Below are 22,643 nucleotides of genomic sequence, written 5' to 3' on the forward strand. Positions count from 1 at the left end.
GTTGGATGATGGCTTCGCGAGGTTTTTGGGACAGCGTAGTTGAGATCGCGGATGGCAATGAAGCAGACGTCGAGACTCGGATAGTCCTGCCGCTTCTCCAGGAACTCGGCTATGACCGCGATTGTATAGCTTCGAAAGTGCCCGTCACTTTCCAGGAAGGTCGAGAAAAGCGCCCGGGGCGAAAGCCGGAAGCTGATTTTGTCGTCTATGCGGAACGCCCCTTTAGTCGCGCAACCTCATTGATTGTCGTGGAAGCGAAACGTCCTAACGAACCTTTGGGCGACGGCAAGGATCAAGGCGAATCATATGCGCAGAATCTACGAACTCCTATCCTCTTGATGACGAACGGCCAGAGGCTTGAAATCTGGCAGATGCAATTGACGACGGAGAGTGAGAAAATTTTCGATTGCTCTGTCGCGGAGATCGCTGGCAAGCGGGCCGAAATAGAATCGCTATTGTCGCGGGAGGCCCTTAAGGACCATTGTGGTGCATTACGACACAAGCGGTTTGATGTCGCCGCCAACGACTTGGGTGCATATCTATCAGCGGAAATCGAACGTATCGGCCCGATTACACGCTTATCAATTCCTCGGCGCCTGACGCGAACGGATACGAACTCTACCATTTCGGCTTTGGACCTGCTTACCCATAACTCGCGTGGCGCATTGGTGTTGGGTATGTCAGGCTATGGCAAGACCACATTGGCGAAACAGCTTTTGCATGAGGCTCTTGAACGGCGGATTGAAGAAACCTCAACCATCTTGCCATTTGAAATTTTCTTACCGGATTTCACGAACAGCCAATCGAGCCTTGCTGGCTTTCTCGTCGAGAGGGTTGCCAGTCATAAGCCTGGTTTTACAGTTGAGGCTCTTCTGAAAATTGCGCGAGACTTTGGCGTGTTGCTCCTCGCGGATGGTTTTGATCGTGTGCCCTTAGGACAACGAGGTGCGGTTGAAACAGCCCTGCGGCAGTGGATGCGTGATTACCCCAAGACGCAGACCGTCATCATGTCACGTAAGCAATCTGCGCCGACAGATTTGAGTCTGCCAGAGTTGTGGTTGGAAGGATATGATGTTGGTGACCTGCGCGACCTTGCGGATCGGCGAAGTGCGACGGAGCTGCCAGAGGCTAAATACGTGTTCGTATCAGCTCCTCATTACATCCAAAATGTTTCGCAGGTGCCGCTGCTAGCCGAGCTTGTGATCCAAATCTACTCGACAACGAGGAAGTATCCGACAAACTTGAACGCATTGTATGAAGCTTGGCTAAATAAAATCCTCGCGAGATATTCTTCTGTGGAACGTGCTCTTGATCGAGTTTTTCTTGGGGAACTTGCCGAGCAGACGACAGAAGGGCCTGTTTCAATTGAAGATGCTGTTGCTATTGGGCGCAATTATGAGGATTCGCGGCAGGCGCTAGAGAGATTATCGGACGCAGATGCAATTCGGTGCGCGGCACGACAGTTGAGCTTCAGCACGAGGGGCTAGCTGATTTCCTCAGAGCTCAGAAATTCTGGAAGCAGAAACGTGGATGCGTTCAAGCTGATTTGACCAACCTATTGACGGATCAGTCCGCTCAACTCCCGATACTCTTGCTCTCGACTGCTACTTCACGAGAAGACAGGCGAACCGTTTGGAATGCAATCGCGACCTGGAATCTGCAAGTTGCTATCCGATCCCTTCATTTCGCATCAGGCGATGAAAATTTTGATCCGGTCAATCCAGAGAGCGATGCTCGCGTTCTTCTGTCAGACATCAAAGAGTCTTTCGAAATTCTCGTTGCTGATTATGCGACAAGCCTGCGTGACAGTATTTTTGAGGAAGTTGTCGGGCATCCCGTTCAGAAGCTTGCGATCGAAGGCGTAATGGGAGCTGATGACATTGGCTATTCGTTTATCGAGCAGGACACCGGCGCATCAGTGATTGTAAATCGGTCACCTGCCAGCACACCGCGTCGACCGAGAATGTATGGGCATGCCCTGAGACGAGTGGGATATGGGCCAGAAGCAGGCAGAATCCTGGGATGCTCGAAGTTTCGGGATATTTTGCTGGAAATTGTAGGTAAGCGTGATCTACGAGGCCGAGAGGTTTGGACTGAAGAACTGGTTTATGGCCGAATTCGTCACCTGCAGAATGAATACGAATTTCCTATTGATGCTACCGATCTTCGAGAATGCCTAGCGTTTCTCGAGCCGCACGCTGACGAGATGGTATCCGGCGAAAGCTTTAGAAAAGGACAGAGCTTCTCGATTGAGCGGCTACTGCAGGACATTCGCTGGCTGACAGATCGAGGGATTTCCTCGATAAAACCTTGGTGGCACGACCTAGAGCAATTGGGGCCACAGTCCGAAAATATTGAACAGCTGTGCCAAGAAACGCTGGACGAGTACTATCGACGCCGCCAACTCGCGTATGCGGAGATTATTGAAGAGAGCTTGCCCGCGCTCAAACCTTACCTTACTCGCTTTAGAAGTATGCCTTTTTCTATGCAAATCGAAATGGGATTCAACTCTGATGTTGGTTATGTACGCACTTGGCTTCACAAGCGTGGATTTCCTGTGGCCAGCTATCAGGAGGCTGGTGCTGTCGTAGCCTTTCCAGAGGCTCCTTCCGATTGGAACAGTTGGGAAGCAATAGAAGCGTATATGCGGGAAACTGATCGATTGCGGAAGCGCCTGGGGCGTCCATTAGAGGGTAGTTACACCTTCTGGGAATCAACGATACTCCTACCGGATTTTCATGGTAGAGATACCGGATTTGGTGGATTGCCTGATGAGAGTGCAGTGGTTCGCGGCGCATCAGACTGGTTGCGAGAAGATCTAAAAACGCTGTTCAATGAAATTCCTTCATATGGCCTTCGCGATCTAAAGCTCCTTGCCCCAAGTTTCGGGGGGGAAGCGTCAGCCGCGCCAGAACTGTAAAACAGCTTTTTATCCCCTCACTCGGTGGTAAGTAGACATTGAGCGGTTATCCAGACGATTTACACAGGTTGATCCATCAGACTCTTGAAGCCGTAGGCTGGAACGCCGACGTCGAAAAAATTGTTGAGCAAGTGAAAAGGCTCGACATTGGGCTGCCAGCCGAAGACGAGTTTTCGGTGCTGTGTGCATGGCTTGGAAAGTGTGAGCTGCTGCACAAGTTAGAACAGCATCAAATGCCAAGGGCGTCAAAAAAAGCCTATCAGGTGCCCGATATTCTCGCCTTCTTTTCCACCCAGTCGCTAAGAAAACCCGTTTTGATTGAGGTTAAAAGCAAAAGAGCAAATACTCTTTCATTCTCGCCAGATTATCTTGCGCGTCTAGAAAATTATGCAAATATGGTCGATATGCCGCTTCTGATCGCATGGAAATTTTATTCCATGTGGGTCCTGTTTGAAGCAAAGCATCTCAAGAAAATGAAAAGGAACTTTAACATCTCCTTCGGAGATGCTTTAAAGGAGAACCTGCTGGGAGTTCTTGCTGGTGATCTGGCCTACAAAATTGGAAGAGGTGCGGGCATTCATTTTCGACTTGAAAAAGAAGAAATTTTGTCTGTGGATCACAATGAAGACGGAAGATTTGAGCAGTGGCAAATGCGGCTAAGTGAGGTGGCGTTTAGCGGTCGGGAGGGAGAGTCAATCACCAACTTATCTGACGACGTGCGGTCGTTGTTTGCGACTTGGGATCTTGAGATGCAAGAAGATCATGCGGACGACCATATTTGGGTTCGGCATACAGCCGGTAATGACGGAATCCAGTTCGCTCACACTGCGTTGGTTCGGTTGCTTGATTGGAGTCTGCCTGACGGCGCGAAACGATCTTGGAGGCGCGAAGCTCGGAAAGAAAATCTTAATACAATAACTGATTTCAGAAGGGCCGTTACAAAGGCAATTGATGAAAAGGTTGTGCAGTTTGTCCTTGACCTGCAGCCGCACACCATGCCTGACTTTGTTAAGCCGCGTATTGTAGAAAAAGAAATTCATCTAAGGGTTGCGTCAGGCTTTGTCTTGGATTAACAGAATGATGTGCCGGTAGCTTAATGGTTAGAGCGCCTGACTTCAAAAAACTTCGGTTTCCTTAGATCGGGTGATGCACGTTCGAATCGTGTCCGGTGCTTATCAGATGAAGAATGGCTTGTATTTAAACGACAGTATTGCCAGATCAAAATTCAAAGATCTTCTAGGTAATGCAAACCATCTAATAATTACTACTTTGGTGGGATTGCATGCAGTTGAAGCGAACTTGGTGGAAGAAGCTCCGCCTGAGCTGCGAGCAGCTTGGTGTCCGAAGGACTTCAAAGTCTCCGCGCGTAGGGCTCGGCGGATGGCCCTTGATACCGCTTTGATCCGGGCCACTGATGCTGTCGACGTATACATACGCTATGCAAGGCGCGCTCCTTCAATTATCCAAAATGTTGGCCTTCGAAATGACATTGATGGTGCCGGGCGAAGCATCTTCAGGAAGGTTCTAGCTGTTCAAAAAGTTTACGGCTCCCATGACCCGTTGCTCTTTGCAATGGTGCTAGTAATGGTCGCTTGGCGAAACAGAGGCGCGCACTCTGAAGCAGATGTAGATATCGACGATTCCGTGCGTCAGATAATTGAAGAGAATTCTGGCAGGCTAAGAGCTGACTTTCGGGGATTGGATGCCAAAGAGTTTTTAGCTGGTTTTGAGGACGGTGACCCTAGATTTAAAGAGGTTGCTTCTCTTATCCATGCATCCCAGATGTTGGTAGAGTTGCTCGAAGACGCGCTTTTTCGAGACCTAAATTCTGAGCAATTCTTGAAGGATTTAATCTGGTACGTCCCGCGTGAACTCACAGGTGTTGATGCCGAACGCCTTCGAAAAAAAAGCATTCAATCTGTATGGGGCCGGGATCAATCCGACCGTTATACGGCGGTGTTGGCGAGGCTCCGTCAAAACGGGTTGTCAACGAACAAGAAAATGGCGAGTGAGAAAAGAAAGAAAATGAGATCGCCTGTCGAGTTCAATGAGGATTTGATTACCCGCCTATGCTCGATGTCTCCGTCTCAAGTGTACGCTTGGGCCAAGCCTACTGAAGCATAAGCTTACGACATGATAAGGCTGGGTGTTAAATGGGTCACAATAATCGTGCGCTTGGATGGATGAGTATTTATAAGGTTGCGAAGCAGTGGAATACTCATAGTCGTTGCGAAAAATAGCTTCGCCTCTAGGCTGCTATAAGTTGATGCTGTTTGACGAGCATCCCAGTCCTGTTGAAAATCCGCGTGTCGGTGGTTCAAATCCGCCTCCGGGCACCATTTTTCCCATATTCGTATTTCTCGGTTTGTTTTGTGTCCGGCAATCTGGTGCTTCGACAGTGCCGGTAAATATGACTTTGGTGGTTGTGCTCACGCCCACGCTACTGAAGAGATTCTCTGCTGCAATGATGTTTGCGCGCCCCGCGCACGAAACTGTGTGGCATAATCTGGTTGCCAAACGGCTCCCTTTGTTTCAACACCGTGGGTCAAGACATGGTGTTGCTCAAGGAACGGCTCTAATGCACTTCAGAAACTGGATTGTCGGCGCTCTCATTGCCTTCGCATCGCCGGCCGTTGCGCTTGATGTGCAACTGCCGCAGCTGGCACCGATACAGACGCAGGGCCAGGCAGCCAATCTCAGTGCACAGCTGCTTTCCCGCTATGCTTACAAGCCCGTGCCCCTCGACGATGTCTTGTCGGAGAAGATTCTCGACCGCTACATCAAATCGCTCGACCCGGACCGAAGCATTTTCCTGCAAGCCGATATTGATGGCTTCATGAAAGAGCGAACCTCTATCGACGACGCCATCAAAAATGCCGATCTGCATACGCCGTTTTCGATCTTTGATCTCTACTTGCGCCGTCTGGCGGAACGCATCATCTCGGCACGAACCCAGATCAACAAGGGCTTTGATTTCAGCGTGCAGGAAGATTTGCCCCTGCTGCGCGAGAAGGAGCCATGGCCGCAGACGGAGGAGCAGGCCAATGACCTCTGGCGCAAGCGCGCGAAGAATGACTGGTTGCGGCTGAAGCTGGCTGGCCAGAACGAGGCCAAGATCCGCGAAACGCTTGAAAAGCGTTACCTGAATTTGCTGGAGCGCATCAAAACCTATGGCAGCAAGGATGTCTTCCAGTCCTTCATGACGGCCTACACCACGTCGATCGATCCCCACACGGATTATTTTGGCCCCGCTGCTTCGGCTGATTTCGACATTTCGATGAAGCTCTCGCTGGTCGGGATCGGTGCTGTGCTTCAGGATCGTGATGGTTATGCCACCGTTCGTGAGCTCGTGCCTGGCGGCCCAGCACAGCTTTCGGGTAAGATTGCCGTTGGCGACCGCATCAGCGGCGTGGGGCAGGGCGCTGATGGCCCGATCACTGAAGTGGTTGGCACGCGTCTTGATGAAGTGGTTCAGTTGATCCGTGGTGCCAAGGATTCCATCGTACGTCTCGACATTCTTCCCGCAGATGCGGGTGGAAATGGAGCCCACCGTGTCATCAGCCTCGTGCGCGACAAGGTGAGCCTGGACAAGCAGGCCGCCAAGAAGAGCATCGTACCGATTCAGGATCGTGGGCTTACACGCAAGATCGGCGTCATCACGCTGCCGGTCTTCTATGAGGATTTCGAAGCGAAGCGGAAGGGCGACGCGAACTATCGCAGCGCCAGCCGTGATGTGGCCAAGCTTTTGACAGAACTGAACGAGGAGCATGTCGACGGTGTTCTGATCGACCTGCGCGACAATGGCGGTGGGTCTCTGACGGAAGCAATCGAGCTGACGGGATTGTTTACCGGCAAGGGACCTGTGGTTCAGCAGCGTGATGCTTCGGGCAATGTCGAAGTGGAAAGCGATGATCGCCGTCAACCGCTTTACACGGGCCCGGTTGGCGTGCTGATCAACCGGGGATCGGCATCCGCCTCCGAGATTTTTGCGGCGGCCATTCAGGATTACGGTCGTGGTGTGATCATCGGTGAACCGAGCTTCGGCAAGGGCACGGTGCAAACGGTGATCGACCTCGATAAGGCGGCTCGAAACGACAAGCCGGTTCTGGGCCAATTGAAACTGACGATCGCGCAGTTCTTCCGGGTCAACGGTGGTACCACACAATTGCGTGGCGTGACGCCGGATATCAGCCTGCCAAGCCTTGCCGATCCGAAGACGCGTGGTGAGGCAAGCTTCGACAATGCCTTGCCATGGGCAGAGATCAAGCCGGCGTCTTACAAGGCGAAGGGTGACATCAAGGCGCTGTTGTCGCAATTGCAACAACGTCATGATGCGCGCGTGAAAACCAATCCGGATTTCCAGAAATTCGTGGAAGCCGCTGCTCAGCTCAAGGCACAGCGTGAAAAGGCTGTCGTGTCATTGAACGAGGTAGAGCGCAAACGGGAGATGGATGAGGCGGCCAAGCTTCTGAAGTCAGACAAGGGCGCGGACGATCTGGCTGCCAAGGACGATGGACTCCAGTCCAACGAACGCAGTCTCAGCGTTGACGTTGCGATCGAAAACGCCCGCAAGAATGAAAAGGATGTCTTGCGGACAGAGGCGGCAGCGATTGTTGCGGATGAGGTTGATCTGTCGAAGCGTTGATCGGCGGCGCATTGGCTTGGGCTATTTCACCAGCCATCCTTCAATTCCCTTCGCCGCGGCAAGGCCCGTGGCGAAGCAGGCCGTCAGCAGATATCCGCCGGTCGGGGCTTCCCAATCCAGCATCTCGCCGGCGGCAAAGATGCCGGGCAGGACGTTTAGCATATAATGATCGTTGATCGCATCGAGTCTAATGCCGCCGGCGGACGAGATGGCCTCCTCGATCGGGCGGGGCCTGGCGATGTCGAGTGGCAGCGCCTTGATGGCTTTGGCGATGGCTTCCGAACTGCGGAAAGCATCGGCCGGCAGGATCTCGCGCAGCAGTGCCACTTTCACCCCATCGAACCCTGCCGCCTTCCGTAAGCGGTTGGAGAGGCTGATCTTCGAGGACTGTTTTGAAAGCGCTTCGGCAATCCGGTCTTCGCTGCGTCCGGGAGCAAGGTCCAGGAGAAGATTTGCCGCTCCGGTCTGCTCCAGCCTGTCGCGCAGAGCCGCGGCATGCGCATAGATCAGGCTGCCTTCGATGCCATAGTCGCTGATGACGAATTCACCTTGGCTTGAGCCGGCATCCGAATGGGCCATAACCGACTTGACCGGTTCGCCGGCAAAACGCGTTACGAAGATTTCTGACCAGTCGCGCTCGAAGCCGCAATTGGCTGGGCGAAAGGGAGTGATCGATACGCCCTGCCGCGCAAGCAGAGACACCCAGGCTGCGTCCGAACCGAGGCGAGGCCAGCTCGCACCACCAAGCGCCAGCAGGATCGCATTGGCCTCTACGCTCAACAGACCATCAGGGGTTTCAAATGTTGCTTGGTTCGCCGCTAAATCCACCATGCGGTGGCGGGAATGAAAGGTAACGCCCTGTTGGTCCAGACGCCTCAGCCAGGCGCGCAACAGCGGGGAGGCTTTCATGACAGTGGGAAAGACGCGGCCGGACGTGCCGACAAAGGTTTCGGTGCCCAGCCCTGCCGCCCATGCCCGCACATCATCCGGGCGGAAGGCATCAAGGGCAGCGGCGAGCGCATCGCTTGCAGCGCCGAAGCGGGTGCGAAATTGTTCATAGGCTTCGCTGTGGGTAATGTTCAGCCCGGATTTGCCGGCCAGCAGGAACTTGCGTCCGAAGGTCGGCATCGCATCATAAACGTGGACCTGGTGCCCGGAGGCAGACAGACGTTCCGCCGCCATCAGGCCAGCAGGTCCGCCACCGATAATGCAGATATGCCGACCCTTCATGTCACGCCCAATACCAGAAGGCTGTCTTTAGCTGATCCAAGCCTTCACATAAGGCCAGACTTCAACGCTGCCGTGATAGAGCATGTTGATGGTGACATAGACAATCACCGCAAGCCCCACATAGGCGATCCAGCGATGCCGATGCAACAGCTTGGCGACAAGGTTTGCTGCCAATCCCATCAGGGCGATCGACACGATGAGGCCGATGATCAGCACCACTGTATGTTCCTGCGCCGCACCGGCAACCGCCAGAACATTGTCCAGCGACATCGAAACATCCGCGATGACGATCTGCATGGCGGCCTGGAAGAAGGTCTTCTCAACCTTGGTGACCTCCGCCTCGGCTTCGCTGAGGGCTTCCTGTGCATCGTCGCCACCTTGGCGCAACTCGCTCCACATCTTCCAGCAGACCCAGGCAAGCAGAACTCCGCCGAGAAGCTGTAGACCCACCAGACCCAGCAGATAGGCGGTAATGGTCGCAAAGCCGATGCGTAGAATGGTTGCGGCAATGATGCCGACCAGGATCGCTTTACGTCGCTGCGTTGCCGGAAGGCCCGCTGCAGCAAGGCCAATCACAATCGCATTGTCACCTGCCAGCACCAGATCGATGGCGATGACCTGAAACAGAGCCGCGAGGCCCGCGGCTGTCAAAATTTCCATAAGGCGCTTGTCCCTTAACCTCGTCCCCGGTCCAGTGCGTTTCATCCCCAACGCATCATTGAGGGTAAAGAGCGAATGGGCTTGGTTTGCAAGCGCAATTAGTGCTTGAACACGGAAAGACGAGTAAACCCGCCTTTTCGCAAGCAGCGGGCTTTTACTTTTTCAAGCGCTTTTTGAGTGCAACGAGAATCTGCTTGGCGAGGTTCTCGTAATCTTCATCGAAGTGGTGGCCGCCTTCGATACCGAGCGTTTCCACACCACGCGGCTGAAGAGCCGTACAGGCCTGACCTTCATCCTCGGTTCCATAGACGCACTGGATGATCTTCGGATCGACCTTTTCCAGTTGAACAGTGGGATCGCCGCCGCGTCCGCTTCCCTTGCCGCCGAGCCAGCCGGACACGGAAATCTCGAAATTGGACTGGCGTGAAAGACCGAGCAAGCTCATCATAATGACCTTGCTGCGATCGGTTTCCGGCAGCATGTTGAAGGTGGCCGGCAAAATGTCGGCGCCGAAGGAATAGCCGATCAGCAGTACGTTGGAGACGTTCCACTGCTTGCGATAGGCGCGGATGATCCGGCTCAAGTCGGCGGATGTTTGCTCGGGCTTCTTCTCCGACCAGAAATAGCGAAGCGCATCAACGCCAACGACAGGCACACCGTCCTGTTGCAGCACCGCACCAACTTCGCTGTCGATATCGCGCCAGCCGCCGTCGCCAGAGTAGATGATGGCGATCGTATCCCACTTAGGCTTGGTGTCCAGGATCGTGAGCGGCAGACCCAATGGCTCTTCCAGGGCCGCACTTGCAACGATGGCATCGGAGAGCGCCTTCAGCAATGCATCGACCGGTTCGGCATCGACGGATTCAATATCTACATCGGGATGCGCCGCCTGCAGCTCCTTTGAGTGTCGCTTGCTCTCCTCGTCGGCGCCCTTCGATTGAATGATCGAAATCGGCATAGGCAACTCGCCTTCCGATAGGCCATAGATGATGCCTTCCGGCACCGTCTTCTTGTCGGCCGGCGTGCACAATTCCTTCTGCAACGGCACGGCAGCCTTCGGATCGATCGCAACAGCTTCGCCGATCGTGGCGGGAGGCGTCTGCGAGGCCATGCCCAACACAAGCGCGCCGCCTTCGCCGATGCCGGCGATGATCGGGGTCTTGTAGTTACCGTTTCCGAGCGAGCGCTGCACCTGCTGAGCAACCGATTCGATATCGGAAATCATGTAAACGCATTCGCCCTCGTCCTTGTTCAGGGCCGCAAGGTAGGAGGGAAGATCGATGCCGATGACGACCGCGCCCTTGTCGGCAAGGGTCCTGGCCTGTTTGTCTTCTTCCGCACCCCATCCGTTCATGTCGGACAGTAGGAAGATATTGGCCTTCATCTGCCCCTTCGGCAGCACGATATGCGGCTGCGGCAGCATGCCGAGATCGAAGCTCTGTGTTGCTGTCTGCGAAGCCGCCGGTTGGGCGGCCAGTCCGGCAAGAATGGAAAGACCTGCAATCAGCTTCTTCATTTGCCAACCACTCCCCGTACGCCTCCGCTGATGATGAGTGTCACATCCATGACTGCGAGTACCACCGCCGTTCCCCCGGCAACCGCCAGGTATCGTGGCTGCCACCGTGGATGAAACTTGGATTTGAAAGCTCTCAAACCCTTGAAATTGTAGAAGCGCTCGCCGTGTTCGTACAAAATTCCTCCAATCCGGTCCCAGACCGGCGCCATATCCCGCTTCGACATACCCGAAAGCGGGGCCATGCCCAGATTGAAGGAGGAATATCCGACATTTTTCAGGTACTCTAGGAGACTGACGAACAGAAAATCCATCGACCCCTTGGGCGCATCCGGCGCGAAGCGCATGATGTCCACGCTGCCTTCGGACTTCTTGTCGGTGACGAAGAGCGTCGCAAATGCAACTGCGCGCCCTTCCTTTCGCAGAATCGCTACGGGAAGCGAACTCACATAGTCGTCATCGAATGATCCGAGCGAGAAGGTCTTCTCGCGGGTGTCGTGGTGGGCCAGCCATGCATCGGAAACCGCGCGAAGTTCGTGCACGATGTCGCGCACATGCGGCGGATCAACCACCTCGAATTCCAGGCCGTCCCGGCGTCCCTTGCTGAGTGCTTGACGAAGGCCGGCGAGACGGCCCCCCTTCAGCTCGAAGTTTTGCAAATCGACCACGGCAAGCTCACCGAGCTTGAAGGCGCGCAGACCCGCATCGGCACAGAAGGAAAGCAGTGCGGGCGATACCTGGTAGAAGACGGCGCGACCGCCGGCTTCCCGAGCACGTTCCACAAAGCGCCAGACCATCTCCCCGGTCTCGCTCTTTTCGCCCACGGGGTCACCGAGCGCGATCCACGAGCGCCCCTGGATGCCGTACATTACGAAGGTTCGTCCGCTTTCGGAAAACATGACGCGCTTGTCGCCCATGCGCACGAGATTGGCGTCAGAATTGTTCTGCCCTTCTAGGATTTCGACTGCTTTCTTGAAATCCTCGTCCGTAAGAGGGTCGGGATGGTGAAAGGCAGGTCGCAGAAGGCTAAAGACGGCAATGGCCGAAGTGACAATCGTCACGCCCAGCAAGGCGCGAAGTCCGCGTGGCGCTTCCCCGAAAAATTCGAACTGCCACCAGAGGTCATGGCTGTAGTCCACGTCGCGATAGACAACGAGCAGGATTGTTGTTGCACCTGCGACGATGACGAGAAGTGCCAGGATCCATGGCAGGTTTAGCATCGGCGCGAAGAGCGAGGCCGGGCGACGAAACCGCCGCGCATTGAGAAGAAGTGCGACGATGAAGACACCGAGGAACGTGGCTTCAAAGATCGCGACGGCGCGCAGGAATGAAAAGACAAAGGCGGCGCTCGCCGAAATAAGCGCCAGCCACCAGGCGCCATCCAATCGCTGGCTGAGTCCGCGCGAGGTAATAACGAGCGCAATCCCGAGCAAGCTCGAGATGAAGTGCGCGCCTTCCACAACAGGCAAGGGCAGAATGTCGGAGAGGATGTCGAGGTCTGCATCCGGCGTCGGCGTCACGCTGGAAAAGATCAGCATTGTGCCGAGCATCAAAGCGAAGGCCGACAAAAGAACCGGCGATATGCGGCCTGCGACATTGCTGATGTCACTTGCAACGGGATGCTGCGCCATTTCGCGTGCTTCCGAAACCACGATCATGATGATCGCAACTGTCAGCGGTACGACGTGGTAGATCAGGCGATAGAGCAACAGGCTGCCGAGCAGCGCGTCCACGGATACGGCATTGTTCAACGCGCCGATGATGACAGCTTCAAAAACACCGAGACCAGCGGGCACGTGACTGATGACGCCAAGCCCGACGGCGGTCGCATAGATCGCAAAGAATGTCGGCCAGCCCACATTGGTCTCTGGCAGCAATACATAAAGCACGGAGGCAGAAACCGCGATGTCGAAAGCGGTGATCAGGAATTGGCGCGACGAGGTGAGGCTGTCGGGCAAACGAAGCCGCACGCGCATGATGCGCACCGTCTTGCCGTTGCGACCGACGAAGAGCAGAGAGCCGAGGATGGCGATAATGATGATCGAGTAGGCGCGGAGCCAATCGGGATCGAGCCCAACTACGACGGCAAGGCGCGGTGCAGTCACCAGCGAAGCAATCGCACTGACTGAAATCAGGCCGAGACCAAATGCCAAGGTGACGAAAGCAATGACGCGCCCGATATCTTCGGGGGAGAGACCGAGGCGGCTATAGGCGCGAAAGCGGATAGCGCCGCCGCTGAGAGCGCCGAAACCTGCGGTGTTGCCGATGGCGTATGAACTGAAGGCCGTGACGGCAACCGGCACGAAGGGCAGCTTCTTGCCGATATAGTCGAGCGCGTTCATGTCGTAATAAATGAGCGACGCGAAGCTCAGGAATGTAAAGAGTGTCGCCCACAGGATCGCCGACCAGCTGGTATTCTCCAGCGCCAGCACCACGTCATCATAGCTGACCTCATTTGTCAGCTTGTAGACCGCATAGGCCATCATGGCAAAGACGGCCAGCATGATCAGGGAGGTCAAGTAGACGCGAAAGCGCGTCAGCAAGGCGATGATAGGATGGCGCGTCACGTCGGGCGCCGAATGTGTTTCCTGGGTGCTCATCCAATACCTGATCCTGGCTTCTGCGTCTTCGCAAGGCTGCTTTACCGAAAGTGCGGCGCAGCCGCTACTCCTCTCGTTCCAACTTGGACAAAAGTGCGGCAAGCCCATAGTGTTCCGGCGACGGGACGCGGTTATAAGCAGACCTTGCGACATCATGGTGTCAAACTGCAGGTTTGCTTACGCAAAAACACCCAACGTCGCAGTCAGTCGCGTCATAAGAAATTGTTACCGAAAAAGCGACAAAGTTTTTCCGACTGCGCCAAACTGGAACAGGTTTCAGGTCTGGTCAGGCAGTCCGTCTGTTGGCCCTGAAGGGCGGAGAATGAACCCTCGCACCTTCCGCCGCCGCGGCACCGCAATGCCAATAGCGGTCGACTTAACGACTGTTATAGTTCAGAGAATTCGGCTGCGTGAGGTGTTGTGCCCCGCATCGCGGCTGCTTGTCAGCAAAATTCCGAAGAATATCAAGGCTGCTATAAATGTAGCGCCGACGTGAAGAACAATCATTGCTCTGGCTCCAAGGACATCATGCTTGATCGTTGTACTTTATCCTCCATGACTTGCACCGAGCTTGTCGGACCCTGATTTTGTGCAGATGAAATCATAGAGTTGTAATTGAGGCTGCGCCCAAACAGCATTAACCTTCGGGCAAGGAATTAACCATACAAATAGACCTACACGGCGAAATGGGAGGAAGAGATCCATCCCTTTCAGGCATGAAGCCGCCCCGCCGTACCGGTTCTGATCCGGTATCCCATCCAGATACTTCCGGTCATTCGTGATTGCGAGCCAAGCGTTGGCCCTTGCGGGACACAAGCCTGGCACAAGCAAATCAGGGGTTCAACGGACAAGCAGATGACTGCATGCGGGCTTGTTCCCTCATGCTGTTTCCAACGTGCACGCAAAGATAATCCCAAAGGGGAAGGGGCTTGCGTGTCGCACCAGGTATTTTGCTGCCGATCTATGGTCGGCTTTTATGGGGACGAGCTTGGCTCAGGAAACGCCAACGGATCAAGGAAGACGGACACAGGCTGGTGGCCTGCGTGATCGCCTTGCCTTTGCCGGTCTGGATGCGGACCAGTGCGATCTGTTGCGTCGCTTTCGCCCTATGCTTGAACAGCGTTTGAAGGAAGGATTGCGCGACTTTTTCCATCGCCTGCAGTCATCCCAGGACGCAATGCGCTTTTTCCAAAGCGATAACCAGCTGGAACGGTTTCACGATCTGCAGGCCTCCCATTGGAGCGTGCTGACGGATGCGCAGTTTGACGCGCTGTATGCGGAGCGTGTGAAAGTCCTGTCCGATGCGGAAGGCCGGATGGGGCTCGATCCGCGCTGGCATATCGCCGGCCATGCGGTCATGCTGGAAAATCTCGTTGACTGTCTTCTCCAGCAGATGGCGGGCAAGTCGCTGCTGACGGGTGGTCGCAAGCGCGAAAAGGAAATTGCGGATGCCATTCGTGGCGTCATCCGCCTCGTGATGGTCGATGTTGAGATTGCCATCTCGCTTCGGTTCAATGAGCTGCGGATCAAGCATCAGCGAATGCTGGCGGAGCAGAAGCAGCGCGACCAGGCGGAGGCTGCCAACCTGTTCGGCCCGACGCTGACGGCATTGGCCGAAAAGGATCTGACGGCCCGGATGCCCTTGGACGTCCCGGGCGCCTATCAAGAGCTCTCGACGATTCTGGACCAGGCGCTGGAAGCGATATCGGTTGCCGTTCGGAATGCTGGCGACAAGCTGGTTGCTGCAGAGGCCGCCGCTTCTCTCCTGTCGCAGGAAGCGTCAGCCTTTGCGTCGGATGCGCGCCGCAACAGCGAGGAACTTGGCCGTCTTTCAAGCGAACTGGGCGAAGTTGCCGGTCAGGTGCGCCGGAATGCCGAGGAAACGCTGGCTGCTGAAAAGGCTGCCGCCGAAACTTGCAGGACCGTGACCGAAAGCGGTGAAGTGGTTGGGCGTGCAATCAACGCTATGGCCGATATCGAGAATTCAGCTGAAAAGATTGGCCAGATTATCGGGGTGATTGATGAAATCGCCTTCCAGACCAACCTTCTTGCGCTGAATGCCGGCATCGAGGCCGCGCGGGCGGGCGATTCAGGTCGTGGCTTTGCCGTGGTTGCCCAGGAAGTGCGCGCACTTGCGCAGCGCTCCGCCGAGGCAGCGCGCGAGATCAAGGTTCTGGTGAACGGTACCAAGTCTCAGGTGGATGCAGGGGTGAAGATGGTTCACCGCACGCAGGACGCCATAGGCGGCATCGTCGAGCAGGTGTCCGGCATCAACACCGTTATCGCCGATATCGCGCGTACGACGGGTGAGCAGGCGCAACAGCTCGACCGTGTCGCGACCGATCTGCGTAGCCTCGATCAGCAGGTGGTTGTGAGCGCGGATACGGCGGAACGTGCCGGGCGCGGCGCCGATGAGCTTCAGACGGTCATTCTCGAACTGGGACGTACCATACGCGAATTCCGCATCGAGCGGGAAAACCGTTCACCGGCTCGTGTGTGGCAGCCAAAGACAATGCAGTCAGACGACGCTGTCCTTCGCGAAGGTGAAGCTGCGGAAGACGACATGCCGGTGGGGCATGCAATGCTGTTTCCGGTCTCCATGGCCGGTGCAGCGCGGTAGGCGAACTTCGTCTGCTGGATACCGGAATTTAATATGCTTGCAGCTAATGATGGTTGCAGACGATGAAATTGGACGATGAGGGTTTGATCGCATGGCAGGCAAGAAAGCGGAAAAGGGCAATTTGAAGCTCGTTGCGGTTCTAGACCTCAACGAAGCCTCGGTTCTCCACGGACAGCTGATGAACGCCCGGGGCCACGATGTCACCATCGATGCGTCGGAGGTTCAGCGCGTGGGCGTTCAGTGCGTACAGGTGCTTATGGCGGCAGCCAAGGCATGGGAAGAGGACAAGAAGACCTTCGTCTTCGAGAAGGTTTCCGACGCCTTCCGCAAGACCATGCAACTCATCGGAATAAACATCGATCATCTGCTCGCTAAGGAGATTCGGCAGTGAAGAAAAAAGTACTTACCGTGGATGACTCACGGACGATCCGGAACATGCTTCTGGTGACGCTCAACAACGCTGGCTTTGAAACCATTCAGGCTGAAGACGGCGTCGAAGGGCTGGAAGTCCTGGAAGAATGCAATCCGGACGTCATCGTCACGGACATCAACATGCCCCGCCTGGATGGCTTCGGCTTCATCGAAGGCGTTCGCCGCAACGACAAATATCGCGCAGTTCCGATTCTTGTCCTGACGACGGAAAGCGATGCTGAGAAAAAGAACCGGGCTCGCCAGGCCGGTGCGACGGGCTGGATCGTCAAGCCCTTCGATCCTGCGAAACTGATTGATGCGATCGAGCGTGTAACCGCCTGAACCGGGAATTCCTGCGATGGATATGAACGAAATCAAAGAGATCTTTTTCCAGGAGTGCGAGGAGCAGCTCGCGGAACTGGAATCCGGTCTCCTCAAGCTGAATGATGGCGACCGCGACCCGGAGACGGTGAATGCCGTATTTCGTGCGGTACACTCAATCAAGGGCGGTGCCGGCGCATTTGGTCTTGATGATCTGGTTTCGTTTGCCCACGTGTTCGAAACGACGCTTGATTGCGTTCGCTCGAACAAGCTGGAACCGACGCAGGATGTTCTCAAGGTCATGCTGAAGTCGGCCGATGTGTTGGCCGACTTGGTGAGTGCTTCCCGCGATGGCGGAGGCGTCGACGAAGGCCGTAGCCGTGGCCTCGTCAAGGAACTGGAAGCGCTGGCTCGCGGAGAGCTGCCGACGGGTGGAGCTGCCGAAGCACCCAAGCCGGCCGCTCCGAAGCCTGCTCCGGCCCCCGCAGCCGCGGCTCCTGCCGCTCCCGCGCCGACGGACGAAAGCGGCTTCCAGCCGGTTCCCTTCTCGTTCGACGACGAAGAAGAAACGATTGTACCCTCGGTTTACGAGGTCACGTTCAAGCCTCGCCGCGAACTTTACGCTAAGGGTAACGAAGCGGCTCTCTTGCTCCGCGATCTGACCCGCGTCGGCGAAATGAGTATCAACTGCGATACCGAGACGCTTCCGCATTTCGACAAGATGGATCCGGAAGGCGCCTATTTCAGCTGGAAGATTTCCGTCAAGACGGAAAAGGGTGAGCAGGATATCCGCAGTGTCTTCGAATTCGCGGAATGGGATTGCGATCTCGACGTGAAGCTGGCGGAAACGACAGATGAGGAACTGCCGATGGTTCCGGTTCCGTTCGATCTTTCAGCTCTCGATGATGATAGCGCCAGCGAAGAAGATGCTGCCGAGGACGCCGCAAGCATTCAGGCTGCCGCTGCCGAAGCCGTTGCCGCAGCTGAAACGGCAACGAATGTATCGAAGATGGCCGCCGCCGCTTCGCGCGTCGAAAAGAAGGAAAGCCAGGCTGCTGCGGCCGCTGCCGCCGCGGCTGCAAATGCGGCGAATGCTGCAAACAGTGCTGGCCAGACGATCCGCGTCGACCTCGACCGCGTCGATCGCCTGATCAACCTGGTGGGCGAGCTTGTCATCAACCAGGCGATGCTCTCGCAGAGCGTCATCGAAAACGACACGACTGGTACATCGTCGATCAATATGGGCCTCGAAGAGCTGCAACAGCTCACCCGCGAGATCCAGGATTCGGTCATGGCCATCCGCGCACAGCCTGTGAAGCCTGTCTTCCAGCGCATGTCGCGTATTGTTCGCGAAGTGGCCGACATGGTGGGCAAGTCGATCCGCCTGGTCACGGAAGGTGAAAACACCGAAGTCGACAAGACGGTTATCGACAAGCTGGCCGAACCGCTAACCCACATGATCCGTAACGCGGTCGACCACGGTATCGAAAGCCCTGAAAAGCGCGAGGCCGCCGGCAAGAACCCGGAAGGCACGGTCAAGCTGACGGCAAAGCATCGTTCGGGCCGCATCGTTATCGAACTTGTCGACGACGGCGCCGGCATCAACCGCGAAAAGGTGCGCCAGAAGGCCATCGACAATGATCTTATCCCGGCCGATGCCAATCTGTCGGACGAAGAAATCGACAACCTGATCTTCATGCCGGGCTTCTCCACCGCCGACAAGATCTCCGACATCTCCGGCCGTGGCGTCGGCATGGACGTGGTCAAGCGGTCAATCCAGGCGCTCGGCGGTCGTATCTCGATCAGCTCTCGCCCTGGCCTGGGTTCGACTTTTACCATGAGCCTGCCGCTCACGCTCGCCGTTCTTGACGGCATGGTCGTGACTGTTGCCGGTCAGACGCTGGTGGTTCCGTTGACGGCGATTGTGGAAACACTTCAGCCCGAAGCTTCAAGTATCCATTCCTTCGGTGCGAACCAGCGCCTGATTTCCATCCGCAATTCCTTCTGCCCGCTCGTCGATGTCGGCCGTATCCTGAACTTCCGCGGCACGCAGGCAAACCCGGTCGAAGGCGTTGCCCTTCTCGTGGAATCGGAAGGTGGCGGTCAGCGCGCACTGATGGTCGATGCGATCCAGGGCCAGCGTCAGGTGGTCATCAAGTCGCTGGAAGCAAACTACACCCACGTACCCGGTATCGCGGCTGCGACGATCCTGGGTGACGGTCGTGTGGCGCTCATTCTCGATGTTGACGCGGTTGTCGCTGCCTCGCGCGGCCAGTCGCTGAAGCAGGAAAGTTCACTGAAGTCGGATATGTCGTTGGCAGCTGCGGGTTAAGTGTATGTCGTATGCCGTAAAGAATCTTGCTCAAGGAAGCCGGGAGCTCATTGCCTTCCGCATCGGGGATCAGGAGTTCTGCGTCAATATCATGTCTGTGCGGGAAATCCGTGGCTGGACCAAAGCAACGGGCCTTCCGCACTCTCCCTCCTATGTGATGGGCGTGATCAATCTTCGCGGCGCAGTTCTGCCCATCGTGGATCTGTCCGCACGTCTCGGTATGCGTCGTGCGGAGCCTACTCCTCGCCACGTGATCATCGTGGCACAGGTCAAGAACCGTGTGGTCGGACTGTTGGTTGAAGCTGTGTCCGATATCCTCACCGTCACGGACGAAAACATTCAGCCGGTGCCGGAAGTCTCTTCCGAACTGGAGCGCCAGTATGCTCGCGGCATTCTTGCGATCGACAAGCGCATGATCTGCCTGATTGAACTGGACACTCTGTTCCCCGACACCGATAGCGAGGCTGCATGAAAGCGACCGGCATACTAGACGGCCGACAGTCTCCGGATGAGATCCTGGCGAGCGGGGAATACCCGCTCTCGCGTCGGGATCTCTCGGAGATCGCTGCGATGATCTATTCTGATGCCGGGATTTACCTCAACGACTCCAAGGCTTCGCTGGTCTATTCCCGACTGTCGAAGCACATTCGCAACCTCGGGCTCAGAGGCTTCCGGGATTATTGCGAACTTGTATCCTCACCGGAAGGCGCGGACGCCCGCCGGGAAATGCTGTCGCACTTGACGACGAACTTCACACGCTTCTTCCGGGAAAACCATCATTTCGAGCATTTGCGTGACGAGGTGCTGCCGGGACTGATCCAGCGTGCCAAAAACGGTGGGCGTGTGCGGATCTGGTCCGCGGCAAGCTCTGACGGTCAGGAGCCCTATTCTATCGCGCTCACGGTTCTGTCACTGCTGCCGAATGCCGTGGATTACGACTTCCGCATTCTGGCCACCGATATCGATCCCAAGATTCTGGCGCAGGCCCGTGCTGGCATCTATGACGAGAATGCCTTGGAAACCGTACCGCTTGCCATGCGCAAGCAATACTTCAAGGAAGTGGATGCCGGTGGGCGCCGCAAATATCAGGTCGATGATCGCGTCAAGAAGCTGATCACATACAACGAGCTCAATCTGATGGCGCAGTGGCCTTTCAAGGGCAATTTCGACGTCATTTTCTGCCGCAATGTCGTGATCTATTTCGACGAGCCGACGCAGATGAAAATCTGGTCGCGTTTTGCTTCGCTGTTCCCGGAGGGGGGGCACCTCTATATCGGACATTCCGAGCGTGTGACGGGAGACGCGAAGAACCTCTTCGATAATATTGGAATTACCACCTACCGCTACATCGGAAAAGGCGGAGGGAGGAAATAAGTATGCGTGCACGAGTACTGGTTGTTGACGATTCGCCGACGATGCGTGGTCTCATCACCGCCGTCCTGAATTCAGATCCGGAAGTGAATGTTGTCGGTCAGGCCGGTGATGCGCACGAGGCCCGTGCTGCCATCAAGCAGCTTAATCCCGATGTCGTGACGCTGGATATCGAAATGCCCAACATGAACGGTCTCGAATTTCTCGAGAAGATCATGCGGTTGCGTCCCATGCCGGTGATCATGGTGTCCACCATGACCCACCAGGGAACCAATGCGACACTGGCAGCGCTGGAGATCGGTGCGTTCGACTGTGTGAGCAAGCCGGTGCCAGGTGATGCGCGCCCCTTCGGCGATCTGGCTGAAAAGGTCAAGGCGGCGGCCCGGTCTGGACTTGCGCGCACCCAGTACGCGAAGGCTCCGGTTGCCGCACCTGTGGCGCCCGTGGCAAGCACGCCGGTCGCCGATTATCGGGTCGGCCGGAAGATCGTTGCGATCGGGTCTTCGACCGGTGGCGTCGAGGCGTTGATTACGGTGCTGCAGAAATTCCCACAAAATTGTCCTCCAACTGTAATTACGCAGCACATGCCGCCGACGTTTACGAAAAGTTTTGCAGAAAGGCTTAATCGTATATGCGCACCTGTCGTGCAGGAAGCGACCGATGGTGCAAGGTTGGAGATCGGAAAGATCTACCTTGCCCCCGGTGGTGAACGGCATCTCCAGGTCGTCAATTCGTCAGCGCCATGCTGCCGGCTTGTGGAACGCGATCCAGTCAACGGTCACCGGCCGTCTGTCGATGTTCTCTTCGAGTCGGTTGCTGAACTGGCCGGGCGAAATGCTGTGGGCGTCATCCTGACAGGAATGGGAAGGGATGGAGCCTCCGGCCTGCTCAAGATGCGCGGCGCGGGCGCGCGCACCATTGGGCAGAACGAAAGAACATGCGTGGTCTACGGCATGCCGCGGGTTGCGCATGAGATAGGTGCGGTCGAGCAGCAACTGCCGCTTGGCTCGATTGGAGAAGAAATAATGAAATTAACCGCCGCCCGAAAAGAAGGTACCGAATAAATGTCTCTCGCTGAAAAAATCAAAGTTCTGATCGTCGATGATCAGGTGACGAGCCGGTTGCTGCTCAGCGACGCCCTGACACAACTCGGCTTCAAGCAGATCACCGCCGCAGGCGATGGCGAGCAAGGTATGAAGATCATGTCGGAGCAGCCGCACCACCTGGTCATCTCGGATTTCAACATGCCGAAGATGGATGGCCTCGGGCTGCTGCAGGCTGTCCGGACCAATCCGGCCACCAAAAAGGCCGCCTTCATCATCCTGACCGCACAGGGCGACCGTGCCCTTGTGCAGAAGGCTGCCCAGCTCGGCGCGAACAACGTTCTGGCGAAGCCCTTCACGATCGAGAAAATGAAGGCTGCCATCGAGGCTGTATTCGGAGCTCTTAAATGAACCAACTGGCCGCAGCCAAACGGATGAATATCATCCAGGGCGAGTACAAGGTAACGGATGATCCAAACGCCGTGATCACGACGATCTTGGGCTCGTGCGTGGCTGCGTGCCTAAGAGATCCGGTTGCTGGTGTGGGGGGGATGAACCATTTCCTTCTGCCGGGTACCGGACCTGGCGGGATGTCAGGCGGTGACATGTCCCGCTACGGGGTTCACCTGATGGAATTGCTGATCAACGGCATTCTGAAGCAGGGCGGTCGACGCGAGCGTCTGGAGGCTAAGATCTTCGGCGGCGCGAAAACGATCGCCAGCTTCTCGAATGTCGGCGAGCAGAACGCGGCCTTTGCGGCCCAGTTCCTGAAAGACGAAGGCATTTCGGTTGTCGGCTCATCCGTTGGGGGTGAATTCGGCCGCAAGTTGGAATACTGGCCGGTCAGCGGCCGCGCGCGTGCTTATCCCCTCACAGGCGCCGAGACGCAGAAGACAGTTGCAATGGAGCAGCAGCGCCCGGCAAAGCCCGCAAAACCGGTCGAAAGCTCTATCGAATTCTTTTAATAATAGAGGAAG

At 56.1% G+C, this 22,643-nt stretch carries 18 protein-coding genes and 1 tRNA gene; 15 read left to right on the forward strand and 4 right to left on the reverse strand.

The features are described from left to right. Positions 1-5: 5 nt before the first annotated feature. From Q2T52_RS02610 to Q2T52_RS02635, 6 genes are all read left to right on the forward strand, one after another. Positions 6-1,487 (forward strand): type I restriction enzyme HsdR N-terminal domain-containing protein, encoded by a 1,482-nt coding sequence (locus Q2T52_RS02610; RefSeq protein WP_302075115.1) that lies wholly within the window; start codon positions 6-8, stop codon positions 1,485-1,487. Next, complete coding sequence (locus Q2T52_RS02615; protein ID WP_302075116.1) at positions 1,448-2,920, forward strand: hypothetical protein; 1,473 nt, start codon at positions 1,448-1,450, stop codon at positions 2,918-2,920. Before Q2T52_RS02610 ends, Q2T52_RS02615 begins: the two co-directional genes overlap by 40 nt. 68 nt (positions 2,921-2,988) lie before the next feature. Beyond that, a complete protein-coding gene (locus Q2T52_RS02620; RefSeq protein WP_302075117.1) occupies positions 2,989-3,993 on the forward strand; it encodes a PDDEXK family nuclease in 1,005 nt (334 codons plus the stop codon). A 9-nt stretch (positions 3,994-4,002) separates the two neighbouring features. Beyond that, a tRNA-OTHER gene (locus Q2T52_RS02625) sits at positions 4,003-4,093 on the forward strand. 6 nt (positions 4,094-4,099) lie between these two features. Next, on the forward strand, positions 4,100-5,044 hold the full coding sequence (locus Q2T52_RS02630) for a hypothetical protein (protein WP_302075118.1): 945 nt from the start codon (positions 4,100-4,102) through the stop codon (positions 5,042-5,044). A gap of 454 nt (positions 5,045-5,498) precedes the next feature. Then, positions 5,499-7,565: a carboxy terminal-processing peptidase gene (locus tag Q2T52_RS02635; RefSeq protein WP_302075119.1), complete on the forward strand. Its 2,067-nt coding sequence runs from the start codon at positions 5,499-5,501 to the stop codon at positions 7,563-7,565. Between the two features lie 21 nt (positions 7,566-7,586). Here the strand turns inward: Q2T52_RS02635 and Q2T52_RS02640 are convergent, their stop codons facing one another. From Q2T52_RS02640 to mprF, 4 genes are all read right to left on the reverse strand, one after another. After that, positions 7,587-8,795 carry a TIGR03862 family flavoprotein gene (locus Q2T52_RS02640; RefSeq protein ID WP_302075120.1) on the reverse strand — a complete coding sequence of 403 codons (1,209 nt, stop codon included), beginning with the start codon at positions 8,793-8,795 and terminating at the stop codon, positions 7,587-7,589. Positions 8,796-8,822: 27 nt separating this feature from the next. Further along, complete coding sequence (locus Q2T52_RS02645) at positions 8,823-9,455, reverse strand: TerC family protein (protein WP_302075121.1); 633 nt, start codon at positions 9,453-9,455, stop codon at positions 8,823-8,825. A gap of 154 nt (positions 9,456-9,609) precedes the next feature. Beyond that, positions 9,610-10,971 (reverse strand): virulence factor family protein, encoded by a 1,362-nt coding sequence (locus tag Q2T52_RS02650; RefSeq protein ID WP_302075122.1) that lies wholly within the window; start codon positions 10,969-10,971, stop codon positions 9,610-9,612. Next, complete coding sequence (gene mprF, locus Q2T52_RS02655; RefSeq protein WP_302075123.1) at positions 10,968-13,568, reverse strand: bifunctional lysylphosphatidylglycerol flippase/synthetase MprF; 2,601 nt, start codon at positions 13,566-13,568, stop codon at positions 10,968-10,970. Before mprF ends, Q2T52_RS02650 begins: the two co-directional genes overlap by 4 nt. 976 nt (positions 13,569-14,544) lie before the next feature. On the opposite strand from mprF, the gene Q2T52_RS02660 reads away from it, so the two are divergent. From Q2T52_RS02660 to cheD, 9 genes are all read left to right on the forward strand, one after another. After that, the gene (locus Q2T52_RS02660; RefSeq protein ID WP_436799477.1) at positions 14,545-16,188 is read left to right on the forward strand and encodes a globin-coupled sensor protein; all 1,644 of its coding nucleotides are present in this window, start codon (positions 14,545-14,547) and stop codon (positions 16,186-16,188) included. Positions 16,189-16,279: 91 nt separating this feature from the next. Then, positions 16,280-16,579 (forward strand): STAS domain-containing protein, encoded by a 300-nt coding sequence (locus Q2T52_RS02665; protein WP_302075125.1) that lies wholly within the window; start codon positions 16,280-16,282, stop codon positions 16,577-16,579. After that, positions 16,576-16,941 carry a chemotaxis response regulator CheY1 gene (cheY1, locus tag Q2T52_RS02670; protein WP_302075126.1) on the forward strand — a complete coding sequence of 122 codons (366 nt, stop codon included), beginning with the start codon at positions 16,576-16,578 and terminating at the stop codon, positions 16,939-16,941. The genes Q2T52_RS02665 and cheY1 overlap by 4 nt, the downstream gene beginning before the upstream one ends. A gap of 16 nt (positions 16,942-16,957) precedes the next feature. Next, positions 16,958-19,252 carry a chemotaxis protein CheA gene (locus Q2T52_RS02675; RefSeq protein ID WP_302075127.1) on the forward strand — a complete coding sequence of 765 codons (2,295 nt, stop codon included), beginning with the start codon at positions 16,958-16,960 and terminating at the stop codon, positions 19,250-19,252. Between the two features lie 4 nt (positions 19,253-19,256). Further along, on the forward strand, positions 19,257-19,724 hold the full coding sequence (locus Q2T52_RS02680; RefSeq protein ID WP_302075128.1) for a chemotaxis protein CheW: 468 nt from the start codon (positions 19,257-19,259) through the stop codon (positions 19,722-19,724). After that, complete coding sequence (gene cheR / locus Q2T52_RS02685; protein ID WP_302075129.1) at positions 19,721-20,626, forward strand: protein-glutamate O-methyltransferase CheR; 906 nt, start codon at positions 19,721-19,723, stop codon at positions 20,624-20,626. The genes Q2T52_RS02680 and cheR overlap by 4 nt, the downstream gene beginning before the upstream one ends. Next, complete coding sequence (gene cheB / locus Q2T52_RS02690; protein WP_302076009.1) at positions 20,623-21,687, forward strand: protein-glutamate O-methylesterase CheB; 1,065 nt, start codon at positions 20,623-20,625, stop codon at positions 21,685-21,687. The genes cheR and cheB overlap by 4 nt, the downstream gene beginning before the upstream one ends. Beyond that, positions 21,688-22,077 (forward strand): response regulator, encoded by a 390-nt coding sequence (locus tag Q2T52_RS02695; protein WP_302075130.1) that lies wholly within the window; start codon positions 21,688-21,690, stop codon positions 22,075-22,077. Then, positions 22,074-22,631 (forward strand): chemoreceptor glutamine deamidase CheD, encoded by a 558-nt coding sequence (cheD, locus tag Q2T52_RS02700; RefSeq protein WP_302075131.1) that lies wholly within the window; start codon positions 22,074-22,076, stop codon positions 22,629-22,631. Before Q2T52_RS02695 ends, cheD begins: the two co-directional genes overlap by 4 nt. Positions 22,632-22,643: the final 12 nt, after the last annotated feature.

This window comes from Rhizobium oryzicola, from assembly GCF_030504645.1.
In the GTDB taxonomy this organism is placed as follows: domain Bacteria; phylum Pseudomonadota; class Alphaproteobacteria; order Rhizobiales; family Rhizobiaceae; genus Neorhizobium; species Neorhizobium oryzicola.